Origin of the sequence: Paenibacillus sp. H1-7 (assembly GCF_022354825.1) — a bacterium.
Taxonomy (GTDB): Bacteria; Bacillota; Bacilli; order Paenibacillales; family NBRC-103111; genus Paenibacillus_S.
The window spans coordinates 1,053,899-1,074,186 of sequence record NZ_CP031168.1 but is presented as its reverse complement, the minus strand read 5'-3'; the positions used below and the strand labels follow the sequence as shown (position 1 = coordinate 1,074,186).

The 20,288-nt window shown below is 50.7% G+C and carries 16 protein-coding genes and 1 pseudogene; 4 read left to right on the top strand and 13 right to left on the bottom strand.

From position 1 onward, the window contains the following. Positions 1 to 96: 96 nt before the first annotated feature. From DVH26_RS04965 to DVH26_RS04950, 4 genes are read right to left on the bottom strand one after another with little or no spacing between them, the layout of a single operon-like run. Positions 97 to 1,920 (bottom strand): glycoside hydrolase family 55 protein, encoded by a 1,824-nt coding sequence (locus DVH26_RS04965; protein WP_239631766.1) that lies wholly within the window; start codon positions 1,918 to 1,920, stop codon positions 97 to 99. A 49-nt stretch (positions 1,921 to 1,969) separates the two neighbouring features. After that, positions 1,970 to 2,770: an HAD family hydrolase gene (locus DVH26_RS04960; protein WP_239631764.1), complete on the bottom strand. Its 801-nt coding sequence runs from the start codon at positions 2,768 to 2,770 to the stop codon at positions 1,970 to 1,972. Beyond that, complete coding sequence (locus DVH26_RS04955) at positions 2,767 to 3,648, bottom strand: sugar phosphate isomerase/epimerase family protein (protein ID WP_239631761.1); 882 nt, start codon at positions 3,646 to 3,648, stop codon at positions 2,767 to 2,769. Before DVH26_RS04955 ends, DVH26_RS04960 begins: the two co-directional genes overlap by 4 nt. Positions 3,649 to 3,673: 25 nt before the next feature. After that, on the bottom strand, positions 3,674 to 4,954 hold the full coding sequence (locus DVH26_RS04950) for an ABC transporter substrate-binding protein (protein ID WP_239631759.1): 1,281 nt from the start codon (positions 4,952 to 4,954) through the stop codon (positions 3,674 to 3,676). Between the two features lie 254 nt (positions 4,955 to 5,208). Between DVH26_RS04950 and DVH26_RS04945 the strand changes: the two genes are divergently transcribed. The 3 genes from DVH26_RS04945 (at position 5,209) to DVH26_RS04935 (ending at position 8,685) form a co-directional block, all read left to right on the top strand. Then, positions 5,209 to 6,066 carry an AraC family transcriptional regulator gene (locus tag DVH26_RS04945; RefSeq protein ID WP_239631757.1) on the top strand — a complete coding sequence of 286 codons (858 nt, stop codon included), beginning with the start codon at positions 5,209 to 5,211 and terminating at the stop codon, positions 6,064 to 6,066. Between the two features lie 75 nt (positions 6,067 to 6,141). Then, a complete protein-coding gene (locus DVH26_RS04940; RefSeq protein WP_239631754.1) occupies positions 6,142 to 8,118 on the top strand; it encodes a 5'-nucleotidase C-terminal domain-containing protein in 1,977 nt (658 codons plus the stop codon). A 192-nt stretch (positions 8,119 to 8,310) separates the two neighbouring features. Beyond that, positions 8,311 to 8,685: a hypothetical protein gene (locus DVH26_RS04935; RefSeq protein ID WP_239631752.1), complete on the top strand. Its 375-nt coding sequence runs from the start codon at positions 8,311 to 8,313 to the stop codon at positions 8,683 to 8,685. 177 nt (positions 8,686 to 8,862) lie between these two features. Here the strand turns inward: DVH26_RS04935 and DVH26_RS04930 are convergent, their stop codons facing one another. From DVH26_RS04930 to DVH26_RS04920, 3 genes and pseudogenes are all read right to left on the bottom strand, one after another. Further along, positions 8,863 to 10,359: a malate:quinone oxidoreductase gene (locus DVH26_RS04930; RefSeq protein WP_239631750.1), complete on the bottom strand. Its 1,497-nt coding sequence runs from the start codon at positions 10,357 to 10,359 to the stop codon at positions 8,863 to 8,865. Positions 10,360 to 10,918: 559 nt separating this feature from the next. Then, positions 10,919 to 11,005 (bottom strand): annotated as a pseudogene (locus DVH26_RS04925) (YdeI/OmpD-associated family protein); the annotation flags it as partial. Between the two features lie 84 nt (positions 11,006 to 11,089). Beyond that, positions 11,090 to 11,554, bottom strand: coding sequence for a VOC family protein (locus DVH26_RS04920; RefSeq protein WP_239631748.1), 465 nt, complete (start codon positions 11,552 to 11,554; stop codon positions 11,090 to 11,092). A 104-nt stretch (positions 11,555 to 11,658) separates the two neighbouring features. Between DVH26_RS04920 and DVH26_RS04915 the strand changes: the two genes are divergently transcribed. Beyond that, positions 11,659 to 12,570, top strand: a complete 912-nt coding sequence (locus DVH26_RS04915; RefSeq protein ID WP_239631746.1) for a helix-turn-helix transcriptional regulator — start codon at positions 11,659 to 11,661, stop codon at positions 12,568 to 12,570. Positions 12,571 to 12,629: 59 nt separating this feature from the next. Here the strand turns inward: DVH26_RS04915 and rbsK are convergent, their stop codons facing one another. The 6 genes from rbsK to DVH26_RS04885 all read right to left on the bottom strand — a co-directional run bounded on the left by rbsK (position 12,630) and on the right by DVH26_RS04885 (position 20,274). Then, positions 12,630 to 13,526, bottom strand: coding sequence for a ribokinase (rbsK, locus tag DVH26_RS04910; protein ID WP_239631743.1), 897 nt, complete (start codon positions 13,524 to 13,526; stop codon positions 12,630 to 12,632). Positions 13,527 to 13,574: 48 nt separating this feature from the next. Continuing rightward, positions 13,575 to 15,680, bottom strand: a complete 2,106-nt coding sequence (locus tag DVH26_RS04905; RefSeq protein WP_239631741.1) for an ADP-ribosylglycohydrolase family protein — start codon at positions 15,678 to 15,680, stop codon at positions 13,575 to 13,577. Positions 15,681 to 15,696: 16 nt separating this feature from the next. Next, a complete protein-coding gene (locus DVH26_RS04900) occupies positions 15,697 to 16,857 on the bottom strand; it encodes an ADP-ribosylglycohydrolase family protein (protein WP_239631739.1) in 1,161 nt (386 codons plus the stop codon). 127 nt (positions 16,858 to 16,984) lie between these two features. After that, positions 16,985 to 18,442 (bottom strand): extracellular solute-binding protein, encoded by a 1,458-nt coding sequence (locus DVH26_RS04895; protein ID WP_239631737.1) that lies wholly within the window; start codon positions 18,440 to 18,442, stop codon positions 16,985 to 16,987. A gap of 29 nt (positions 18,443 to 18,471) precedes the next feature. Next, on the bottom strand, positions 18,472 to 19,356 hold the full coding sequence (locus DVH26_RS04890) for a carbohydrate ABC transporter permease (protein ID WP_239631735.1): 885 nt from the start codon (positions 19,354 to 19,356) through the stop codon (positions 18,472 to 18,474). Between the two features lie 15 nt (positions 19,357 to 19,371). Continuing rightward, on the bottom strand, positions 19,372 to 20,274 hold the full coding sequence (locus DVH26_RS04885) for an ABC transporter permease (protein ID WP_239631733.1): 903 nt from the start codon (positions 20,272 to 20,274) through the stop codon (positions 19,372 to 19,374). Positions 20,275 to 20,288: the final 14 nt, after the last annotated feature.

The following is a 20,288-nucleotide window of genomic DNA, read 5'->3' as shown; positions in this document are numbered from 1 at the left end:
TAACAAAACAGACCCCCTTGCCACTTATCTAATGCTCCTTAAGTGGTAATGAGGTCTGTTGTTTATCTTTGAGTCGCATCAAAAGCAGGACTGGGATTAACCAATATACTCGACAATGCACTCCGCTTCCGGATTCGCCTGAGTTACATTCGAGCCGGCCACGAGCTGCAGGCTGCATTTCTCGGCCGTATCGCAGCGGAAATACAAATCCTGCTGCAGCATAAAGCCCTGGGAATGGTTCGCTGCCGTCAGCGTAGCCAAGACGGTAGGCGTCGCCTCCGTCGTCTGCACGGTGAACGTTGCGGCTCCTGTAGAGCTGACCGCGCCTGCCGGCGATTGCAGCCAGATGTTGACGATGCGCGCGTTGACCGGCACAGTGAAGCCGACTGTCGTCGAGGCGGAATAAGGGAACTTCCCGTCCGCCCGTTTCACCGAAATCGCGGTTCTTTTGGTTATGCCGAATGAGCTTTTCTGGAATCCGTAATCGCATTCCCATGATTTGCGCGAAGGGTCCCCCTGACCGCGCGTGTTCGTGAAATGAATCGTTGGCGTCCCGCCCGCGTTGCCGTTTCCGCCTTCCGCCGTAAAGACGATAAAATCGGACGGGCTCGTATGCTGATTAATCTCGCAATTTTCATATCGGATATTGTGCGGATATTGAAAGCTGTTGACCCTGTACATATATTCGTGCTTGCCGAGCAGCCGGCAGTTATCGAATTTAATAACGGGCATTTTCGTATTGTTGCTGTAAAACGTAGCGACTAGCTCGGCAGCAGCGCGCAGAGGTACGGAGCTTGACGTATCGACATTGATGAACGAGACGATACCTGCGCTCCATTCGCAATAAATCAGCTTGCTGTTGGCGTTGCGGTGCTCCATTCTGGCGCCGATACATAAGAACCGCTCCACACCGTAAGAATGCGTGCTGCCCAGCAGCTTGAAGAAGGTGCCTGCATTCGCTCCGATATGAATGAAACTGCCGCCCCATACGTTAATGTTGCCGCCCTTCTCGAAATGCAGAAAATCCCCTTCCTGCACCTCGAAGTTGCACGAATAAAAATTGTAGTTCAAAAACTGGTCCGAGCCCGTTGCTGCAGGCACATACACCCCTTTGGCTATGTAACCGGCCCAATCGATTTCCCGCCAGGTCATCTCACTGTTCGTGTCCGTTCCTTCCAGATGGAACGTGTAGCCCCATTTGCCACGGAACCGGATTCTCTCGAACGTCCAGCTCTGGGCTTGACCCGTGGAATAAGAATACATGAAATGGTTAGTGGAGCTGTTGGAGTAAAACTCGATGTCGGAAATGCCGCAGAACAGCCAGGCGTTATTGTTTTTGGCCAAATACGTCCCGGTGGCGGCAGGATTGTAGATGATCTGAGTGACGCCTTGTCCGGCGCCCTGAATTTGCAATCCGACGGTGCTCGTCGTATAGCTGCTGCGAAGGAGCGACTCCGGCTGGGTAATGACGTAGGAGCCCGGAGGCACGAACAGCTGCACCCGGCCGAGCTTGCTTCCGGTAGCGCCCGGCCCCGGATTCGTTACCGCCTTGCTCTCGGCATAGGCAATCGCCGCTTGGAAGGCCGCCGAATCGTCCGTGACGCCATCGCCGGCAGCGCCGAAATCCTTGACGCTGATCCATTCGCGCAGCTTGCCTCCGACCGTACGGCCGGTCAAGCCCGCAGCGTACAGGAACGTTACGTCGTCGGCATCGCCAATACTGAGAAGCTGCTGCGCAGAGCTCCCGCTTCCGTATACCGCTTCCGACACGGATTTCTGGCCGCTCAAGGCATGAGCGACGCCATTGTTCAACAGCGCTCCGGTGACGGCTGCAGCGCCTGTCATCCCAATGGCGGTCAGCACCTCCCGCCGGCTGATTCTTTTCTCCTTCACTTCGGTGTCTTTGTTCTCCTCCATCATGATCCCTCCCATAGTTTTGTCATCGCCTGTCCGCTTCGCTGCAGTCAACTTAACTACCGATGTGGTACAAAATCGCTTCCGCCACTCCGTCTCCGTACCGTGCTGCTGCAATATACCCTTGAGGCGGCCTAATGCGGGCCTTCACCTCCTCTTCGGCATTGCCGGGAACGGCGGCCTTGAAACCGAAACCGCCGTCCAGCATAGAAAGATCGTTGCAGCTGTCACCGATGACGAGCGCCTCTCCCGGAGGCACCTGGAGCATTTGGCACGCACGGAACAGCACCGGTCCTTTGCCGACCGTCGAGTGACGGATGGACACTCCCGCGACGTTGCGCACGGTGTAATACGGCAGCCCGCTTTGGCGCAGCCAATCGGCCAGTACCGCCTCACCCGCCCTCGCTGAATCGGCATTGCTGAACAGCACCTCTACGAAGCCTCTCGCCTCTTCCTTCGCCCCTTCACATCTCCGCGAGGCAGCGTCAACTTCGGCCAGCTTGCCCTCCAGTAGGGAGGCAACCGCAGGCACAATGTCGGCGAACCTGGATCGCTCCGCCCGTTCGACTGCTTCATTCCACTCGGTCTCAGGCACATAGTCACCATGCTCATCCAAATAGTGGATCAGACGCTCCTCCGAAATAATGAGCTGGGGCCAGCCTTCTTGCTCCGGTACAATCCCTTCTCGCCTCAGCAATTCGAGAATGAACGGCAAATCCCGCCCTGTTACAATGGCTGCCAGCTTATTACGGCCAACCGCTTGACGCAGTGCGTCCACCCCGGCAGGCAAAAATCCATATTTGCCGCTAGTGCCCCCAAGCAACGTTCCGTCCAAGTCCACTGCAATCAGCTTCATGCTCCCTTCGGGTCTCCTTTCAATCCAATCAGGTAATTCCCCACCGCCACGGCATACTTGAGTCCCTCAAGCCGCAAAGCGTCCGGCAGGAACCGAATCGCCTGATGCGTCTCATAAGTCAAGTCCCCTTCGTACTGAATATCATGAAGAGCACTCATGACCGCAGGCCAGTCGATAGAGCCCTGGTAAGGCAGCAAATGCTGATCGTGCAGCCCGTCATTGTCGTTAATATGCGTAGCCTTAAGCCGTTTTCCCAGCTTGCGGATTTCGTTAGGATGTATCCCCTGCTCATGAGCGTGGCCGGTGTCCAGGCAAGCTCCGACCAATGGATGATCGAGCGTGTCGATCAGCTCCACAAGCTCATCCAGCATTGCACAGTAGGTCCGGCGTGCTGTATGCGGGCGGGCTGCCCGGTCATAGAAGTTTTCTAGCGCAATGCCGACGCCCGTCTGTTCCATCACAGGAAACAGCTGCCGGAAAAACTTCACGTTAAACTCCTTCACCTCGCCGTACGATTCCCCATTCCCGGAAATAGCGCTCGCATGCAGCACGACCCACGGCACTCCAAGAATCGATGCTGTTCTAAGCGATCTTTTCGCCATATCCAGGAACGATTCGGCATTCAGTCCCAGCACCATCTCCCGAAATGAACGCCCATGAACCGGCCCGTGCATCTGGGTGAACGGCAGTCCGCTCTCGTCCGCTGCTGCGCGAATGCGGTGCGCCCACGCCTCCTCCTCTTCCCACGATTTGGCCAACACGTCCTTCTGGTGATCCCAATAGTTGAAATCGAGTGCTCGGAAGCCCGCCTCCTTGCATACGGGTATCGCCTGCTCATAATCGGTTCCGAACACGTTTAACGATGTAGAGATATTCATTCTGAATGTATCCTCCTGAATCGAATCATTTGGTTCCTTGGGATTTAATATATCGCGTGATCTCTTCCTCCGCGTCCCGCAGGGCGGTATTGACATCCTTCTTGTCCCCGATGTAATCCAGGAATGTTTTTTTCAAAATCTCATTTCCTTTGGAATGGTGCATCGAGAACGGCGGGGCATATGCAGGGCTGCTTTTGAAAATCCCCTGCAAATTTTTCCCCTTCAGCATCGGCAGACCGATTCCGAACTGCTTGCGGATTTCCGGATTGGTCAATGCGGACAGCTTGCCCATCGTGGAGCTCAAGGTTTGAACCTCATCGGACAAGAACACCTCGATGGCCTTCATCGCCTCATCCTTATGCTTGCTCGTGCTCGTCATCATGACGATATTCAGGTCGTACATGCCGTACGTATTCGGCTTCTCCTTGTAGCTGGGGAATTGGACCATGTCCCAGTTCAAGTCCGGCGTCTTCTCCAGCTGGTCGAACAGGTTGACCGTCCCTACCATCGCGAGCGTTTTCTCCTTCGTAAACCGTCCGGTGCTAAGCTTGCCCGGATTATCCGGAATCGAGTACAGCTGCTTGCCCAGCTCGAACGCTTTCTTGTAAGCATCGCTGTTCACCAGCACCTTGTCGGTCTTGCCATCCACAGGGACAAGCGACAGCGGGTACGTAAACCTCGACAGCGTATCGGTATCGAATCCGCTGTACTGCACCCCGTCCTGCATGCGGGACATTTTGCGCGTAAGCTCAACCGTATCCTCCCACGTCATGCCGTCCTTCGGATAAGGAACTCCGAACTTGTCGAACAGATCTTTGTTGTAATAGAGCGCGTAAAACTGGATTTGGTACGGGACCCCGTAAATCTCGCCTTTGTCCGACAGCTCCTTGATCGTTTCCATCGCTTTCGGATCGAACCGGCCGAAGTCGAAGCCGGCCTTGCGGGCATGCGGAGTCATGTCTTCGAAAATGCCGTATTGCTTGTTGCTGTTAACACTGCCGTTCCACATGAGAATCAAATCCATATCCTCTTTGGCGGCAATGGTGCTTTCGAACTGCGTCGAATTTTTGCTCAGCAGCTCGACCGTGATGTAAGGGTATTTCTTCTTCACAGGCTCCGCGATCAGCTTCTTGAAGTCGGACTCCGACATCGGATTGTACGCGAACAGCTTCAGCGTCACCGGGTCAGGGTCTTTGACCTTCGGCTTGCCTTCTCCCTCTTGTGAGACGTTGTTCGGGGCTCCACACGCCGCCAAGGCCAGCAGGGTCATTACGGTTCCACAAACGAATGCGAGCTTTGTTTTCATGAACCGGGCTCCTCTTTCCAGTATTTAGCTTCTGGACCTATTATCCAACAGGCTTACGGTATTTAGGAATATCAAACGGTAGTCTGTTTTTTGGCAATTCGTAGGGATCAGTTTGAAATCGGCATTGGTATTTATGGAATCGAGCCATATATTTTGTTTTTTGTAAAGACCCTTTCGAAAACGGAAAAAGTACGCTATGATGTGAATATTAAGCGCTTACATATTAAGCCAATTCAGAACGGCAGGTGACCTCCATGCAAGAATATGCGCATGAATACGCCGAAAGGTGGATTCACGAGACCGATTCCTTCGATAAGAACAGCGGGCTATACCTGCTGCATATGGGGCATAACATCGCTAAGCCGAATTACAGCCACGGTCCGCGCCAGACCGGGCATTACACTATACATTTTGTGAGGGAAGGACGGCTGCAGTTTCTGTATGGAGGCAACGAGGTCGTGCTCGGCAAAGGAGATATGTTCTGCAAATTTCCCAACACGACCTACACCTATCGGCTTGCGCCGTCCGATTCCAAGCTGAGAATGATCTGGTTCGCCTTTAACGGCAGCCAAGTCCCCGAATTGATGACCATGGTCGGGTTCACCCATGACAATACATACCAGCGCAAAGTCGTCGATCCGGATCTCGAATCGGTCTTCCACCAAATGATTCAACTACCCAAAAACTTGGGCAGAAAGCAGCTCATTCAATGGAACAGCTATATGTTCCGCATCTTTGCCAAGCTATTGCCGGAGCAAGAACAGACAGCTGCGCCGCGCTCGCCGGACTTCTGGCTGAGAAAGAGCCTTGACTTTATCCACACATGCTATGCGGAACAGATAACCGTGAACGATATCGCAGCCTACGTGAACATTCATCGCACCCATTTCTCCAAAACATTCACCGACCATGTCGGCATCCCTCCTGTGAAATATTTGCAAAATGTACGCCTCGACAAGGCCACTCAATTGCTAAAGGAAACATCGCTGTCGGTTACCGAGATTGCTTTGACGGTCGGTTATCCGGATTTGTTCTCGTTTACGCGGGCCTTTACAAGGCAGTTCGGGTGTTCTCCCAGCCGGGTGAGGGTGCGAGACTTCATACAAACTTAACACCGCCGTGGGGATGTCTATATTATAATGGCATGTGAAAATCTAGCAGATGGATCAAAAGGAGAGATGTACTCGATGAGTAAACTTAGACGTTCTGCCGCTGCCGCCCTGCTGTCCGCTTCCCTGATGACCCCCTTATGGAGTTACGCACCGAATGTACAAGCCGCAGAATCCGACAGAATGGTATCCTTTCTTTACTTTAACGATGGTCATGAGATAAGCCCGGTCAGTGATAAGCTTGGCACCCGTGGTGGTGTGGCTCGTATCAAAACGCTGGTGGATAGTGTGCAAGGCGAGAAAATCGTTGCCTTCGGCGGCGATTTGGGCGGAGGCACTTTGTTCGGAGGCGTATTTAAAGGATTTCCGATGGTGGAAGCGTTCAACCAAATTCCCATCGATTTGGCTAACTTCGGTCAGCATGATTTCGACGCAGGTGCCGAAAATACCAAGAAACTGGTAGAAGCCTCGAAGTTTTCCTGGATCAGCTCCAACCTGACAGGCTCTGACGGCAAGCCGTTCGGACAAGTCCCTGAATATGCGGTCATTGAAAAGCAAGGGATCCGTATCGGCGTGATCGGGCTCACCAGTGCCATGGAAACGACCACAAAGGACGGCTCCGTTCAACAGCGGGATGTGATCGAGTCGGCCAAAAAAGCCGTTGAGCAAATCAAACAGCAAAAGGTCGACATCATTATGGCTCTGACTCAAGAGCCGGTGGCCGACGATAAAGCGCTGATGGCTGCCGTTCCGGATATTCAAGTGATTTTCACCGAGGAAGAAGCGGAGGAGCAAACATTTATCCATGAAGTTGAGGCCGGGAACAAATTCATTTTCGCTCCGCAGGGCAACATGGGATCGATCGTCCATCTCCGTCTAAACAAAGCTCAGGACGGCGTGAAGCTGTCGCATGAAATTTTGAAGGCCGATGAGACGGTAGCCGAGGAGGAAGCTCTAGCGAAGCTGGCCGCGGACTATCAGACGAAGCTGGATACGGAGCTCGGGAAAAAGGTAGCAGTCCTTGCGAACGATCTGCCCTACGGCGACAATCACGAATCTCGTTTCCGGGAAACGGCTATCGGCAATCTGATAGCGGACGCTTACCGCGATTACTACCATACGGATATTGCGTTCGCCAACGGCGGAGGGATCCGCGCGAGTGCAAAGAAAGGCGACTTCACTTTGAAGGACGCAAAAGCCATCCTGCCTTTCGGCAACAAGATCGTTGTGGCGGAAGTAACAGGCGAGATGTTGCTTGCCGCGCTGGAGAATAGCGTTGCCGGTGTCGATCGGCTGCCGGGGGGCTTCCTGCAGGTTTCGGGTCTTACCTATGTCTACGATGCGAACAAGCCCGTTGGATCGCGGATAGTGGAAGCCTCGATCAACCGGCAGCCTATCCAAAAGGACGCCAAGTACAAAGTGGCTATGTCCAGCTTTATGTACACGGGCGGTGACAATTACACGATGTTTACCGATGCCAAAGCCATTGTAGGCGCGAACGAAGCGCTTACCGATTTTGAGCTGCTGGCGGCGTACGCCTCCAAGCTGAAAACCGTTGACGCTAAGCCGGAAGCCCGCATAACGGTTCGAGGCTATGCGGACGTGCCTGCTTCCCACTGGGCGCAGCCGGCGATCAAGGCTTTGACGGACAAAGCCATCCTCACCTCCATTGATGAGGGCCGCTTCGCGCCTCAGGCTAGTGTAACCCGCAGGGAAGCCGGCGCTGCCATCTCCAAGCTGCTCCCGGAGGCGTCTGCATCCTCCGTCTGGACCGGATCGGGACTCGGCACGGGCGACGAATCGGCTGCTTTGTCCCGGGAGGAGCTGGCAGTTGTCATCCGCTGGCTTTATGAGATGAAGACGGGTAAGCCGCTGCAAGGCGCGGCGTCCACAGCCTTTGCCGACGATGCACAAATCGCCGGCGGCTTCAAACCCGCTGTGGCGGCACTGGTTCAAGCCGGCCTCGTGGAAGGCAGATCGACCGGCCAGTTCGCGCCGAAGGAAAAGGCAACCCGGGCTGAGTTCGCCCATTTGTTAGCGAAAATCCCGAGCTAAGCGCGCTAGGCTTGACATGCGACATGCCCTTTCGCCCGATCTATAGCGGAAGGGCTTTTTCTTTTTTACTATATAGTCCTGCGAGAAATAATCCCACAGTCCATAGACTTCTCTTTTTCACTAATTTAAACTTAATAAAAAGGGATATTTTCCCACACTAAATAATAGGTGGAATAGCGAGGTGAATACTAAATGGCTGTTATTATATGGATCATTGTTATTTTCTCACTATGTACGACATTATTAACAATTATCATGCTTGTCAGGGGATTACGGGATCGCAGAGAACAAAATTTGCAGCGCAAGGCCATTCTTGAGGGCGGTATCTCGGCACAAGCTGTTATTAACTCCATTCAGCAAACCAATGTGCAAGTAGACGATCAGCCGGAGGTATTACTCGATCTAACCGTCACTATGCAGAATGACACGATACTCCATACCGTGGTAAAGACCGTCATCCCTATCATTCATATTCCTGCATTTCAAAAAGGCAATGTGATCGAAGTGAAATACATGACGATTAACAATGAGCAAAGATTTGAGGTCGTGGATGCCTACCTGCCGTAAGAAGGATTGTGCTAGGACCCGTACCCGTTCGAAGACTTTACAGCAGTCCTATTATACCTCCTCGCCCTCCACCGTATTCCCCACACTCTTCTTTTAACAGGCTTTAGACAAAAACAAACAGCCTCATCCTTTGATTTCAGGATAAGGCTGCCACATATTTAGTATCGTTTCTGTCAACTATACAGGTTGGAGCTCGCTAGCAAGACCTAGTGTCCGCGCGGTTGAAGCATGAATTTCGCGGATCAGATCCGGATTTTTCAGCAAAGCCACGCCATAAGAAGGAATCATTTCTTTGATCTTCGGCTCCCATGCTTTGATATGCTGCGGGAAGCATTTATTCATGACCTCAAGCATTACGGAAACGGCGGTAGAAGCACCCGGAGAAGCGCCGAGCAATGCAGCGATCGAGCCATCCGCGGCATTAATAACTTCCGTACCGAACTGAAGCGTTCCTTTGCCGGCAGCCGTATCTTTAATAATTTGCACGCGCTGTCCCGCTACCAGCAGATCCCAATCCTCGCTCTTAGCGTTCGGAACGAATTCACGCAGCTCTTCCATGCGCTGTTCTTTCGATAGCATTACCTGCTTGATCAGGTAGGTAGTCAAGGAAGCGTTCTTCACGCCCGCCGCCATCATCGTTACCAGGTTATGCGGTTTTACGGAAGTGACCAAATCCATCATGGAACCGAATTTCAAAAACTTCGGCGAGAAGCCGGCAAACGGCCCAAACAGCAGCGATTCTTTGTTGTCGATGAATCTTGTGTCCAGATGCGGAACCGACATGGGAGGAGCACCGACGGAAGCTTTGCCGTATACTTTGGCATGATGTTGCGCTACAACATCCGGGTTTTGACACACCATAAACAGCCCGCTTACCGGGAAGCCTCCGATTCCCTTTCCTTCAGGAATACCGGATTTTTGCAGCAAATGCAGACTTCCGCCGCCGCCGCCGATAAAGACGAACTTTGCCGTATGGCGTTCAACCGTGCCGCTATGGACATCGCGTACTTTCAATTCCCACGAGCCGTCGCTCGCACGTTTAATATCATCCACATTGCGGTTGTATTGGATATCCACATTTTTACTCTTTAAATGATCAAACAGTAATCGCGTTAAAGCACCAAAGTTGACATCCGTCCCGGATTCAATTCTGGTTGCCGCTATCGGTTTATTCAAAGAACGGTCTTTCATCATTAACGGAATCCATTCCGCCAATTTATCCGGGTCGTCGGAGAATTCCATTCCTTGGAACAGCGGATTCGCGGACATCGCTTCAAACCGTTTTTTCAAAAACTTTACATCTTGCTCCCCGTGCACAAAGCTCATATGAGGTACCGGCATAATAAAGTCCTGAGGGTTACGGATCAGCTTGCTGTCCACGAGATAAGACCAAAACTGTCTTGAAAGCTGGTACTCTTCATTTACTTTAATCGCTTTGCTAATGTCTACGGATCCGTCCGGTTTCTCGACGGTGTAGTTAAGCTCACACAAGGAAGCATGCCCCGTACCCGCATTGTTCCATTCATTAGAGCTTTCTTCTCCTGCCGTTCCGCGTCTCTCAAACACTTTAATGTCCCATTTCGGCATCAATTCTTTCAACAATGACCCGAGAGTCGCACTCATAATTCCGGCACCAATTAAGATAACGTCTGTTCTAGTTTGTCTGTTACTCATGTTTACCGTCCCTTACACGCTATTATTTTAAGAAAAGATGTAGGCGCGCCTGCTTAGGCTCCACAACAAGCCAGGGTACGACCTAGTTCATGCACCTTTTCCGATCAGAGTGATCGTAGTGTTTACAATGTTGATAGATTCAGATATCTACTATTATATGATAGTTAAAATTTAATTAAAAGTCGGTAAAGACTACAAAACCCTAGGAACACACAAAAACCAAGGCCTTAACCCAGCTTCTTGCGAGGTTGTAGCTTTGGTTTGCCGCTTCCAGTGAAACACCATTCTGCCTTCTTCAGCAGAATCATCAACCATGTGGAGCCACCAGTTCGGGATTGCCTATTATTTTCAATAAACCTACTCACTAACGACAATCTCAACAGCAGAAAATCAAATCGATTAGACCGCTCAATAAGCTGCTAAAACCAGGTACGGTTATAGCATTTGAGGGTTAGTACTATCATAACACAAAAATATCAAACTGTTAGCATTGATTTTTTAACATAGATGGAAAGATACAAATAAAAGCGCTATCTTTAAGCAGCTTTGTTCGAATTCGTTAATAATCTAATAAACGTCCATTATCATTCCATTGACCGTACATTTTATTTTCTCTAATGTTTGCAATGAATTTGTCCAGTCTGCTCATTACTATAGATAAAATACATCCTCCTTTCTAAATTCATAAAAAAAAATGGTCTGCAATTGCATGACCATTTTTTAAAATGAGTTACTTTTTGTTGGAAATGACTTTATCAAGAAAAATATCTGCATCACTATTGAATTTCCAGGTAACTCCAAACTTATCAACCAGCATTCCAAAGCATGAAGACCAAGGAGTATTGGATAACGGCATCAAAACTTTGCCGCCAACGGACAAATTAGTAAAGTATTCCTTCAGTTTTTGTTTATCATCAATGACTAGACTAATCAGAACGTTATTTCCTTTCACCAATTCACCTGTTACCATCTTCATCGAAGGCAAAATATCCGACATCATGATCTTGCCTCCTGCGAATTCTATTAAAGACTCCATGATCATCTTCAACTCATTGTCTGGCAATGGATAGTCTGGATCTTGAGGAAAATCCTTAAATTTCACTTTCTTCACTTCATTTGCTTTTAAAGCCTCCGAATAAAATTCAATCACTTGCTCTGCAATTCCATCAAAGTTCAAATAGGCAATAGCCGACATAAGTCAATACCTCCTTCTTGTGATAGATGAAGTATAATACATAAAAGGTGACAGCTATATGTCACCATTCATAGAATAAAGTAGGAGAAAAGAGGGCAAACATCATGGACAAGGTTGAGAGACTTATTTCTATAATCATGATATTGCTGAAAAAAGATGTCGTTTCAACAAAAGAATTCGCGCAATTATTTAACGTTTCCAAAAGAACGATTCTTCGCGATATGGAAGCACTGAGCTTATCAAACATCCCGATCTATGCTATCAATGGAGTTAATGGCGGCTACGGTATTATGGATGAATATAAGGTTGATAAACGGCTTTTAAGCAGCTCCGACTTAGAGAATATATTAACTGCGTTGAGCGGATTGGAACAAATACTATTTAGCGAAGAAGTTGAAATGACGATAAGAAAAATAGAAGCAATGGTTAGTCCATTGTCTCTGAGAAGTTCAATTCAACTGTCATTTTATGATTGGGAGGGACGGTCAGAGATTCTTCAAACCTTTAAGACATGTCAAGAATCTATAGTCATGAGAAGGTTAGTTTCATTTGATTATATCGATAAAAATGGCACAACGACGAATAGAATCGTCGAGCCATATCAGCTTCATTTTAGCGAAACGAGCTGGTATCTGAAAGCATTCTGTTTACATCGTATGAGATTTAGAACGTTCAAATTGTCTAGGGTCGATAATCTGAATATGGACGAAAACACATTTAACCCTAGAGAAAATTTGTTAGAACAAGAACGCGACGCAAGATATCAACCGGAATTAGTCGCTATTAAGGCATTGATTTCGCCTAGCGTAAAAGATCAATTCATTGAAAGGTACGGCCGAAAGAGCATTGAAAATTATAGTTCTGAATATTTATTAGCAACCATTTATGTCCCTCAAAACAGTACGGGATTTCAATTTTTAGCAAGCTTCGGTACAAATCTAGAAATCGTAGAGCCGAAAGCCTATGTTGAAGACTTTCGAAATTATTTAACTAAAATGATGGAGAAATATTCTTGAAAGGGTATAAAAAAGTGCTGAAAAGAGATCTGAAATCTTCTCTTACCAGCACTTTTTTTCTACTCCGAAATCTCCTCGACCCCGGGAATCGCCTCCTGAGCGCCGAGGCGGGTCACTGCAATAGCGGAAGCCCGCTGCGCCAGATCGACCGCATCATCCATGCTTTTCCCGGCGATAATCATCGCTGCCAGCGTACCGGAGAACGTGTCTCCCGCTGCGGTGGTGTCAATCGCCTCAACCTTCCGTGCTTCCTTGTACACGTTCTCCGTTCCGTTGAAGTACACGATTCCTTTCTCACCGAGGGTAATGAGCGGGTATCGGATTCCTTTATTACGCAAAATATTCAAAGCGTTAATCGCATCATCCACGCTGTGTATCTCAACATTCGTATAGAGACGGCATTCGATCTCATTCGGGGTGAAATAATCCACGCCGCGCAAAATCTCCTCATCCATCGGCATCGCCGGCGCCGGATTCAGGAAGATAGGCACTTTGCCTTTGAGCAAGCGAACGGCTTCGTATACGGTCTCCATCGGTATCTCCAGCTGCAGCATCACTGCCGATGCGGATAACAGCTCCTGCTCGTAGCCGCGGATATACTCCGGCGTCACAAGATTGTTAGCGCCGCCGTCCAGAATGATGCTGTTGTTGCCGTTGCATACGGTGATAGCGGCGACACCTGTGGTAACGCCCGGTTCGCGTTTCAGATAGCCGGTGTGTACGCCATAACCCGCAAGCCCGTCAAGCAGGGACTGGCCGAACAGATCATCTCCGACCTTGCCCATGAACCAAGTGTCGGCGCCCATCTTGGCGCAAGCAACCGCCTGATTGGCTCCTTTGCCGCCGGGCGAGAGGAAAAAGCCTTCGCCGCGCATCGTCTCGCCAATTTCCGGCACCCGACTTGTCCGCATCACCATATCCATATTGGCGCTGCCCAATACTATGATTTTCCCCATGATTTTTACTACCTTCCTATCCTAGGAGTTGAGGACGACGATAATCTCCTAATTCTCCCTGACTCGAATATCGCTATAATAAGCTCTAGCCGCTCCTAACGTACTTACGCCGTACATCCCGTAACCCCAAGTATCGTCCGTGTGCGCCAATACTTGCTCTCCGTTCACGCTCAGTGTAATCGTATTCCCTAGAGCCGTCACCGTAACATCATACTCTTGATTCAGCTGCCAATCATAGCTGCCCGAGGCAAGCTTCTTAAAGCCAAAGTCGTTGATATAAATCGCGACTTGCCCCTTTCCGTCGAAGCCCGCGTGATAGCCGCGCATAGCTCCTTGCGCACGGATCGCTACCAGATGCGAATCCCCGATTTGCGGATTGATCTTCACCGATACCGAATAGTCGCGCGAGAAATAATTGCCCGTATACGCCTCGCTCGGCTCGGCGGTCATCAGATACATACTGCCGTCTACCAGGCTCCAAGCACCATGGTTATGGGCAAATGGCGTAACGCAGCCGAAATCCGACGATTGCTTACCGAAATCGATGGAATAGTCTGCTTTGCCGTAAATGCGGAACTCGTCGATGAAGACGCGGCCCAAGCTTTTCGGTTTGCGGGTCGAATAGGCTTCTAGCACGATGCCGACCTCGTCGATAAGCTCGCCTTCGGAATCCGGGATCTCGAATTCGACATGAATCCATTCCTGATCCACGAGCTTGACGTAGCCTTGTACAAGCTCTTTTTTGCTCTTGGCGAGTCGTACATAAGGTGCGATACCCATTGTTTCATTCCCGCCCCATTGGTCGAGGAACATATTCATCGATACTTTTTGGCCAGAATAAGCTCTTGGAGCAAAGGTCGGCGAATACCGCTCGTCGCTGAAATCCGCGCGGGTATAGAACGGCTTGTAGAACACCTTGGACTTCTCGCCGCGGGTCATGCGGTCGAAGATCACTTCAAGGGAGCCGGTTCCCTTGAACGCTTTTTCCGTGGAGTGACGGGCTTGGCAAAAAAACGGATCGGACACGCGAAGATTATGCGTCGATCCCGGCAGCTCGAAGTCGAAGTAGACTTCCTGCTCCTTGAAGCTGTCTGTGAGCTCTTGCGGGCAAGGCTCTTTCGCGAGACGGTAGCCCAGAATAGCAAGCTCCTTCGCGTACGTAGGAATATCCAGAATGTTCAGGTAGCCGGAAATACCGGACATGACGATCGAATCGTTGATAGGCTTGCGATACTTGTCCGCAATACCTTCCAGACCGCAAGCTACGCCGAGCACGGTGCCGACGTTCCCTGCGTTGCAGTCGGTATCCCAGCCGCACATGGTCGCAATTTCAACGGTCCGGTTGAAGTCGCCTTGACCATAAATCATGGCCAGAACGCAGACGCCTGCGTTAGGGATGATGTGGCAAACGCCTTTATATTTGTCGTAGCCCCAATCTTTCTCCAGCATATCGCGGCAGGCGCGGAAATCGTCCGGATGCTCGGCATGGAAAGCCAGTACGGCTCTTGCCACCTGCGTGTACAGCGAATGGAGAGGCAGCTGCCCGAGTCCCGCTTCGATAATTTCGTTGATGTCCGACGTTTCGAACGCTTTGGCAATCGCCGCGCAGAAGAATCTCGCACCCAAGACACCTTCGCCGTCGTGAGACACGCGAGCCGCGGCTTCGCCGAAATCGGCGGCTTTTTTAGGATTACAAGGATTCACGAGCCCCCATGTATCGATAAAAATTTGCCCGCCGATCTGCTCGGCGATAATCAAGCCGTTTTGCTCGATGGAGCCCGATTGCGGAGCCGGGATGCCATTTTTCAAGTTGATAAACGCGGTATGCTCGGTACTGACGCCATAGCCGCCCCACCAGAACATGCCGATGCCTTCACGGGCATAGTTCAGCCAAGCGCGCGCTACATCGTTCGGAGTAATATCCCGGTCGACCGCGTCGTCATAGAGCGCGCGCAAGAAATAGTACGGACCGTTCGCATCGTCGTCAGCCGCGAAGTTTTTGAATTCCTTGACATAGTCGGTAATTTCGCCGTAGGTGTTTTTTATTCTCTCATAAGTCCAGATTGTCGGCTCAACCGGAGCGCCAATCCTTATGCCGATATTCATGCCCAAGTAACCAGAGTAAACTTTTTGCAGATAATTCGATGGAATCATTGCATGTGCACCGCCTTTATTGTATTGAACGAAGCTGTTGCTGCCTGCGTTCGCTGAATTCCAGGTCTTCCTTAAGTATCGCTGCCGCCGCTTCGATGAATCGGCTGCACTGTGTATCCATATCCTGCTTGTTCGCCTCTTCAAGAGTGGAGATTTCATCGGCAGGTATGGCTGCTACGCCATGCATCGCTCCCAAGATAGCTCCGATCATGACGCCGATAGAGTCCGTGTCGCGTCCGGAGCTGACGCCGTCCTTGACCGCTTCGAGCAAATCTCCGTCATGCAGCACGATGTAAGCAAGCGCCATCGGCAGCTCCTCGATGGAGAACAACCGGCTCGGCGTGTAATGGTTCGACGGAATGCCGAGCTTATCCATGCTGCGGTTCACATCGTCACCCATCGGCGAATAGCGGGCTATCGCTTCATGGAACGCCTGCACGACACGATCCCGTTCCTGCTTCACGGGACGAAGCTCCATCGCCTTCTCGCAAAGGTCTTGAATTGCCCGCTTCGTGCCGTCCTTCGCATAGCGAAGCGCGGTATCCACGATGTCCTGCACGTTAACCCCCGGCTCGAACGCCTTGGCAACGCAGCAAGCCAGCACTCCCGCCGCTTCCAGCCCATAGCTGATCTGATGGCCGGAGGCGAACAAGATCGCTTCATCGTACGCAGCCTTTGGATTGCACGCGTTGACAACTCCTACCGGAGCAATATACATTGCCGCTCCGCAGTTGACCATATTGCCGTATCCGCCTTCGCGCGGCTCGCAATTCGCCAGCACATGGCGGTTAAAAATATGCTTCTCCGGGTAAAACAACCGGTCCAGAATCAACGCCTCCCGCCCGAGCTCCGGAATATACCGGGGGCGGAAGCCGATTTCCTTCACAAATTCATTCGCCATATCGTAGGCGTCCAGATGGCGGCGCTCGGTGCAGTACACGTTCATTAGAGCCAGCGTCATCAGCGTATCGTCGGTAATGATGCCTTGCCCCCGCATTCTGCCGAGCCGTGCGGTTTCCGGCCAATCCGCCTTCCACCATTTCGTTCTCGTCGTCTCCACCCGGCCGTACTTTTCCTTGATCTGGCTGTAAGTCATTTTCTCCACAACCGCGCCCATCGCATCGCCGAACGCCGTACCGAAGACGACCCCTTTCACCCGATCCGCAAACGAAATCATGCCGACCTTCTCCCCTTTCGTATCCGGAGCGCGATACTGCGAATCTGCCCTGTCCGGGAATCTAATGTTACCAATCCAAATCCCGAATCCTGACAGACACCTTGCGTCCGCGCTCCGATCAGTCTCATTACTTGATCGTTTTGTTAGCGTATTCGGTAATTTCTTTACCTCCCGCCGCGTTCCAATCCTGCACGAATTTATCGAAATCGGCGCTTGTTTTCTTGCCTGTCACCATGTTGGCTGCGAATTCCTTGTACAGCGCGTTACATGCATCCCATTTGGCCGCCAGATCGGAAGGGATAATGAAGCTGTTGTCTTTGGTAGAGAGTGAAGCCATCATTTCCAGCGACTTCGCAGCCGGCTCGGACAAGTAAGGTGTCGACGGATCGAATTCTTTGTCCGGCTTGAAATTCACGGTCGATTCGACGAAACGCGGATACCATTCGGCGGACTTGGCCGTCAGCTTGATTTTGTTGTTCTCGACCAGATAAGTGTCTCCCTCGACGCCGAGCTTATCCAGCATTTGCCCCTTGGGACTGGCCAGGAATTCCAGCACGGCGAACGCCGTCTCTTTGTTCTTGGACGTTTTGCTGATCGCGAAGCCGCGGCTTTCCTTGCTCACGTCAATCGGCGTATAGCCTTGGCCTTTTCCTTTGGCAGGCGGCAATGGCGTAATTTTGGCATTCGCACCGTTCTGGGACGTCGCTTTCGCATTATAAAGGTCAATGACTTTGCCCTGCGTACCGGCGATAACCGCCGATTGGCCGTCGTAGAACGCTTTTTCCTTCGTATCCCATTTCTTGGTCAGAAATTCCGGATCGAGCAAGCCTTCCTTATACAGCTTCGCGTAAAATTCCAGCTTTTCTTTCTCAAACGATGTCGTTTTGCCGAATGCGTACTTGCCGTCGGAGCCTTTGAGCCAAGTGGACGTCAGACCGAATGCTTGACCGAACGTCGCATCGAGCTCATCGAGCGTACCCGCTGTCGTATAGGCGAATTTGGCGCCGTTCTTTTCCTTCACTTCCTTGAAGAAATTATAGTAGTTGTCGATAGTCGGGTTCGCAAGGAGGTCTTTGCCGGATGCCGTTTTGTTCAGCCAATCCTGGCGGACGACCGGAATCGAGCTGCTGGTCGGCGACAGCCAGACGAGATACGGATAGTTCTTCGTTCTCTCTTTGTTGAAAGGGTTCATCGATGCTTTTACGTGAGTGGATTTATCGATATAAGGAGTCAAATCCTCGAGAATTTTTTGTGTCATCGCGAACTGGAGGTCTCCGCCCTGGAAATAGATCAAATCCGGGATATTGCCGCTTTGCAGCAAAAGACCGAGCTTCTCGGAGTACGTGCCGGACTGCACCGGAACAAGCTGCAGCTTTACGTTTTTGCCCTCGGCCTTCATACCCTCCTCGATGCCCTTGAGCAGCTTGTCGTCGGCCGCCAGATCCTTGTCGACAATCGTGATCGTTACGGGCTGGCCGGACGCTCCCGCCGCCGCATTATCCGCAGGAGCTTTCGTATCGCCGGAGCTGCAGGCGGTTGTTGCCGCCATTAAGCCGGCTGCCATCAGGGTAAACATTTTTCTCATTTCTGTTACCTCCCCAGTTTTCAATGGAATTATTCTTTGACGCCGCCATCCATAACCCCTTTGGTGTAATACTTCAGGATGATCGGATAGAGCATGAGAATCGGTATCATCGCAATGACGATTGTAGCCGCTTTCAGCGATGAGAAATCGAGCTGAGCTATATTGTTGTTTTTCAGCAGATCGGTGACGCCTACTAGCGCAGTCGTATCTCTTTCGACGACAAACTGCCTCAGAAGCACCTGCAGCACTGTGTTTTCACGGCTGGACAGGAAAATACTCGATTTGAAAAACTCGTTCCACTTCGCAATCGCATAAAACATGCCTATAGTCAGCAGAGGAATTCGCGCCAGCGGCATAACGATCCGCATGAACAGGGTCATATGCCCCGCCCCGTCGATTTTGGCCGCTTCAATCAGAGAATCCGGAATTTCCTCGAGAAAACGCATCATAATGATCAGGTAGTACACGTTAATCATCCGGTACAGCACCATCGCCCACAAGCTGTCGAGCAAATGCAAATCCTTGATGACCATATACTCTTGAACGATCCCAGGCTCGAAGATCATGATGATAATTAGAAAAATCATGATGGGCGTTTTGCCGATCAGGTTTTTGCGGGTCAATACATAAGCGGCAATCGTCGTAAAAAAGATGCTCAAGCAAGTGCCTACAATCGTAATAAACAACGAGTTGAGCAGCGCCCTGCCTACGATCGGATTGCTCAGAACCACTTGAAAGTTAATAAGACTGAAGCCTCTCGGCCATATTTCATAGCCATGCAGCAAATGAACTTTGTCAGGGTGCGATAACGCTCTGGCGAACAAGTTCACGATCGGCACGAACATCGTTAATGTAAGAACCGACAGAACGAGCGCGATAATCCCTTTGGAAAGGGTTAGCTTTCTTTCCGGCATGAACCGACCACCTCCTTACCATGCCCCTTTGGAAGTTAATTTTTTCGAAATAAAATGCGTCGACAGCACAAGGATGACCCCGATCAAGCTCTTGAACAAATTGGCCGCCGTCGCAAACGAATATTGCCCGTTAATCAAACCGACGCGATACACATACGTATCGATAATATCGATGTGGCTGTTGACGGAATCGTTAGTGAAGTTAAGCACCTGATCCAGTCCGGCGTTCATGATGAATCCGACATTGAGAATAAAAATAGTAACCATCGGTACGTACAAATGCGGTAATACGATTCGAGTAACGATATGCCACCGGCTTGCTCCGTCCACGTATGCGGCTTCGTATAGGCTAGGGCTAACCCCCATGATCGCCGCAAGGAAAATAATCGAGTCCCACCCGATGCTCCGCCAAGCCTCGCTCGCAAGCAGCACCCACCGGATGCTGTCTTTATCCGTCAGAAAATCTTTGGCCGGCAAGCCAAGCGCTTTCACAAATTCGTTGACCGCTCCCGTGGAAGGCGACAAAAATTCGAACCAGATTCCCGCAATAACGACCCAGGACAAAAAATGCGGCAGGTACGATACGATCTGCACCGCTTTGCGGAACTTGCCGTTGGCGAACTCATTGAGCATCAGTGCGAACAGGATCGGAATGGGGAAAATAAGAAACATTTTCATGGCGCTAATAATTAATGTGTTCTGCAATACGTTGACGAATACCGGAGTACTGAACAGCTCCTTAAAATATTTGAGTCCGACATACTCGTGATCGCCCAATATCCGGTAATCGTAAAAGGCCAGCTTCATGCCGATAATCGGCAGCACGTGGAAAATGATAAAGTATGCCATGCAGGGCAGCAGCATGAGATACAGCACTCTATCCGACCACATTCTTTTAATCAGCGAATTGGCTTTCATTGTACACCTCCTGA

What these genes read in the sequence shown, in the direction of transcription:
- DVH26_RS04965 (WP_239631766.1), bottom strand. Translation starts at nt 1,920, where the DNA reads ATGATGGAGGAGAACAAAGACACCGAAGTGAAGGAGAAAAGAATCAGC.
- DVH26_RS04960 (WP_239631764.1), bottom strand. Translation starts at nt 2,770, where the DNA reads ATGAAGCTGATTGCAGTGGACTTGGACGGAACGTTGCTTGGGGGCACT.
- DVH26_RS04955 (WP_239631761.1), bottom strand. Translation starts at nt 3,648, where the DNA reads ATGAATATCTCTACATCGTTAAACGTGTTCGGAACCGATTATGAGCAG.
- DVH26_RS04950 (WP_239631759.1), bottom strand. Translation starts at nt 4,954, where the DNA reads ATGAAAACAAAGCTCGCATTCGTTTGTGGAACCGTAATGACCCTGCTG.
- DVH26_RS04945 (WP_239631757.1), top strand. Translation starts at nt 5,209, where the DNA reads ATGCAAGAATATGCGCATGAATACGCCGAAAGGTGGATTCACGAGACC.
- DVH26_RS04940 (WP_239631754.1), top strand. Translation starts at nt 6,142, where the DNA reads ATGAGTAAACTTAGACGTTCTGCCGCTGCCGCCCTGCTGTCCGCTTCC.
- DVH26_RS04935 (WP_239631752.1), top strand. Translation starts at nt 8,311, where the DNA reads ATGGCTGTTATTATATGGATCATTGTTATTTTCTCACTATGTACGACA.
- DVH26_RS04930 (WP_239631750.1), bottom strand. Translation starts at nt 10,359, where the DNA reads ATGAGTAACAGACAAACTAGAACAGACGTTATCTTAATTGGTGCCGGA.
- DVH26_RS04920 (WP_239631748.1), bottom strand. Translation starts at nt 11,554, where the DNA reads ATGTCGGCTATTGCCTATTTGAACTTTGATGGAATTGCAGAGCAAGTG.
- DVH26_RS04915 (WP_239631746.1), top strand. Translation starts at nt 11,659, where the DNA reads ATGGACAAGGTTGAGAGACTTATTTCTATAATCATGATATTGCTGAAA.
- rbsK (WP_239631743.1), bottom strand. Translation starts at nt 13,526, where the DNA reads ATGGGGAAAATCATAGTATTGGGCAGCGCCAATATGGATATGGTGATG.
- DVH26_RS04905 (WP_239631741.1), bottom strand. Translation starts at nt 15,680, where the DNA reads ATGATTCCATCGAATTATCTGCAAAAAGTTTACTCTGGTTACTTGGGC.
- DVH26_RS04900 (WP_239631739.1), bottom strand. Translation starts at nt 16,857, where the DNA reads ATGATTTCGTTTGCGGATCGGGTGAAAGGGGTCGTCTTCGGTACGGCG.
- DVH26_RS04895 (WP_239631737.1), bottom strand. Translation starts at nt 18,442, where the DNA reads ATGAGAAAAATGTTTACCCTGATGGCAGCCGGCTTAATGGCGGCAACA.
- DVH26_RS04890 (WP_239631735.1), bottom strand. Translation starts at nt 19,356, where the DNA reads ATGCCGGAAAGAAAGCTAACCCTTTCCAAAGGGATTATCGCGCTCGTT.
- DVH26_RS04885 (WP_239631733.1), bottom strand. Translation starts at nt 20,274, where the DNA reads ATGAAAGCCAATTCGCTGATTAAAAGAATGTGGTCGGATAGAGTGCTG.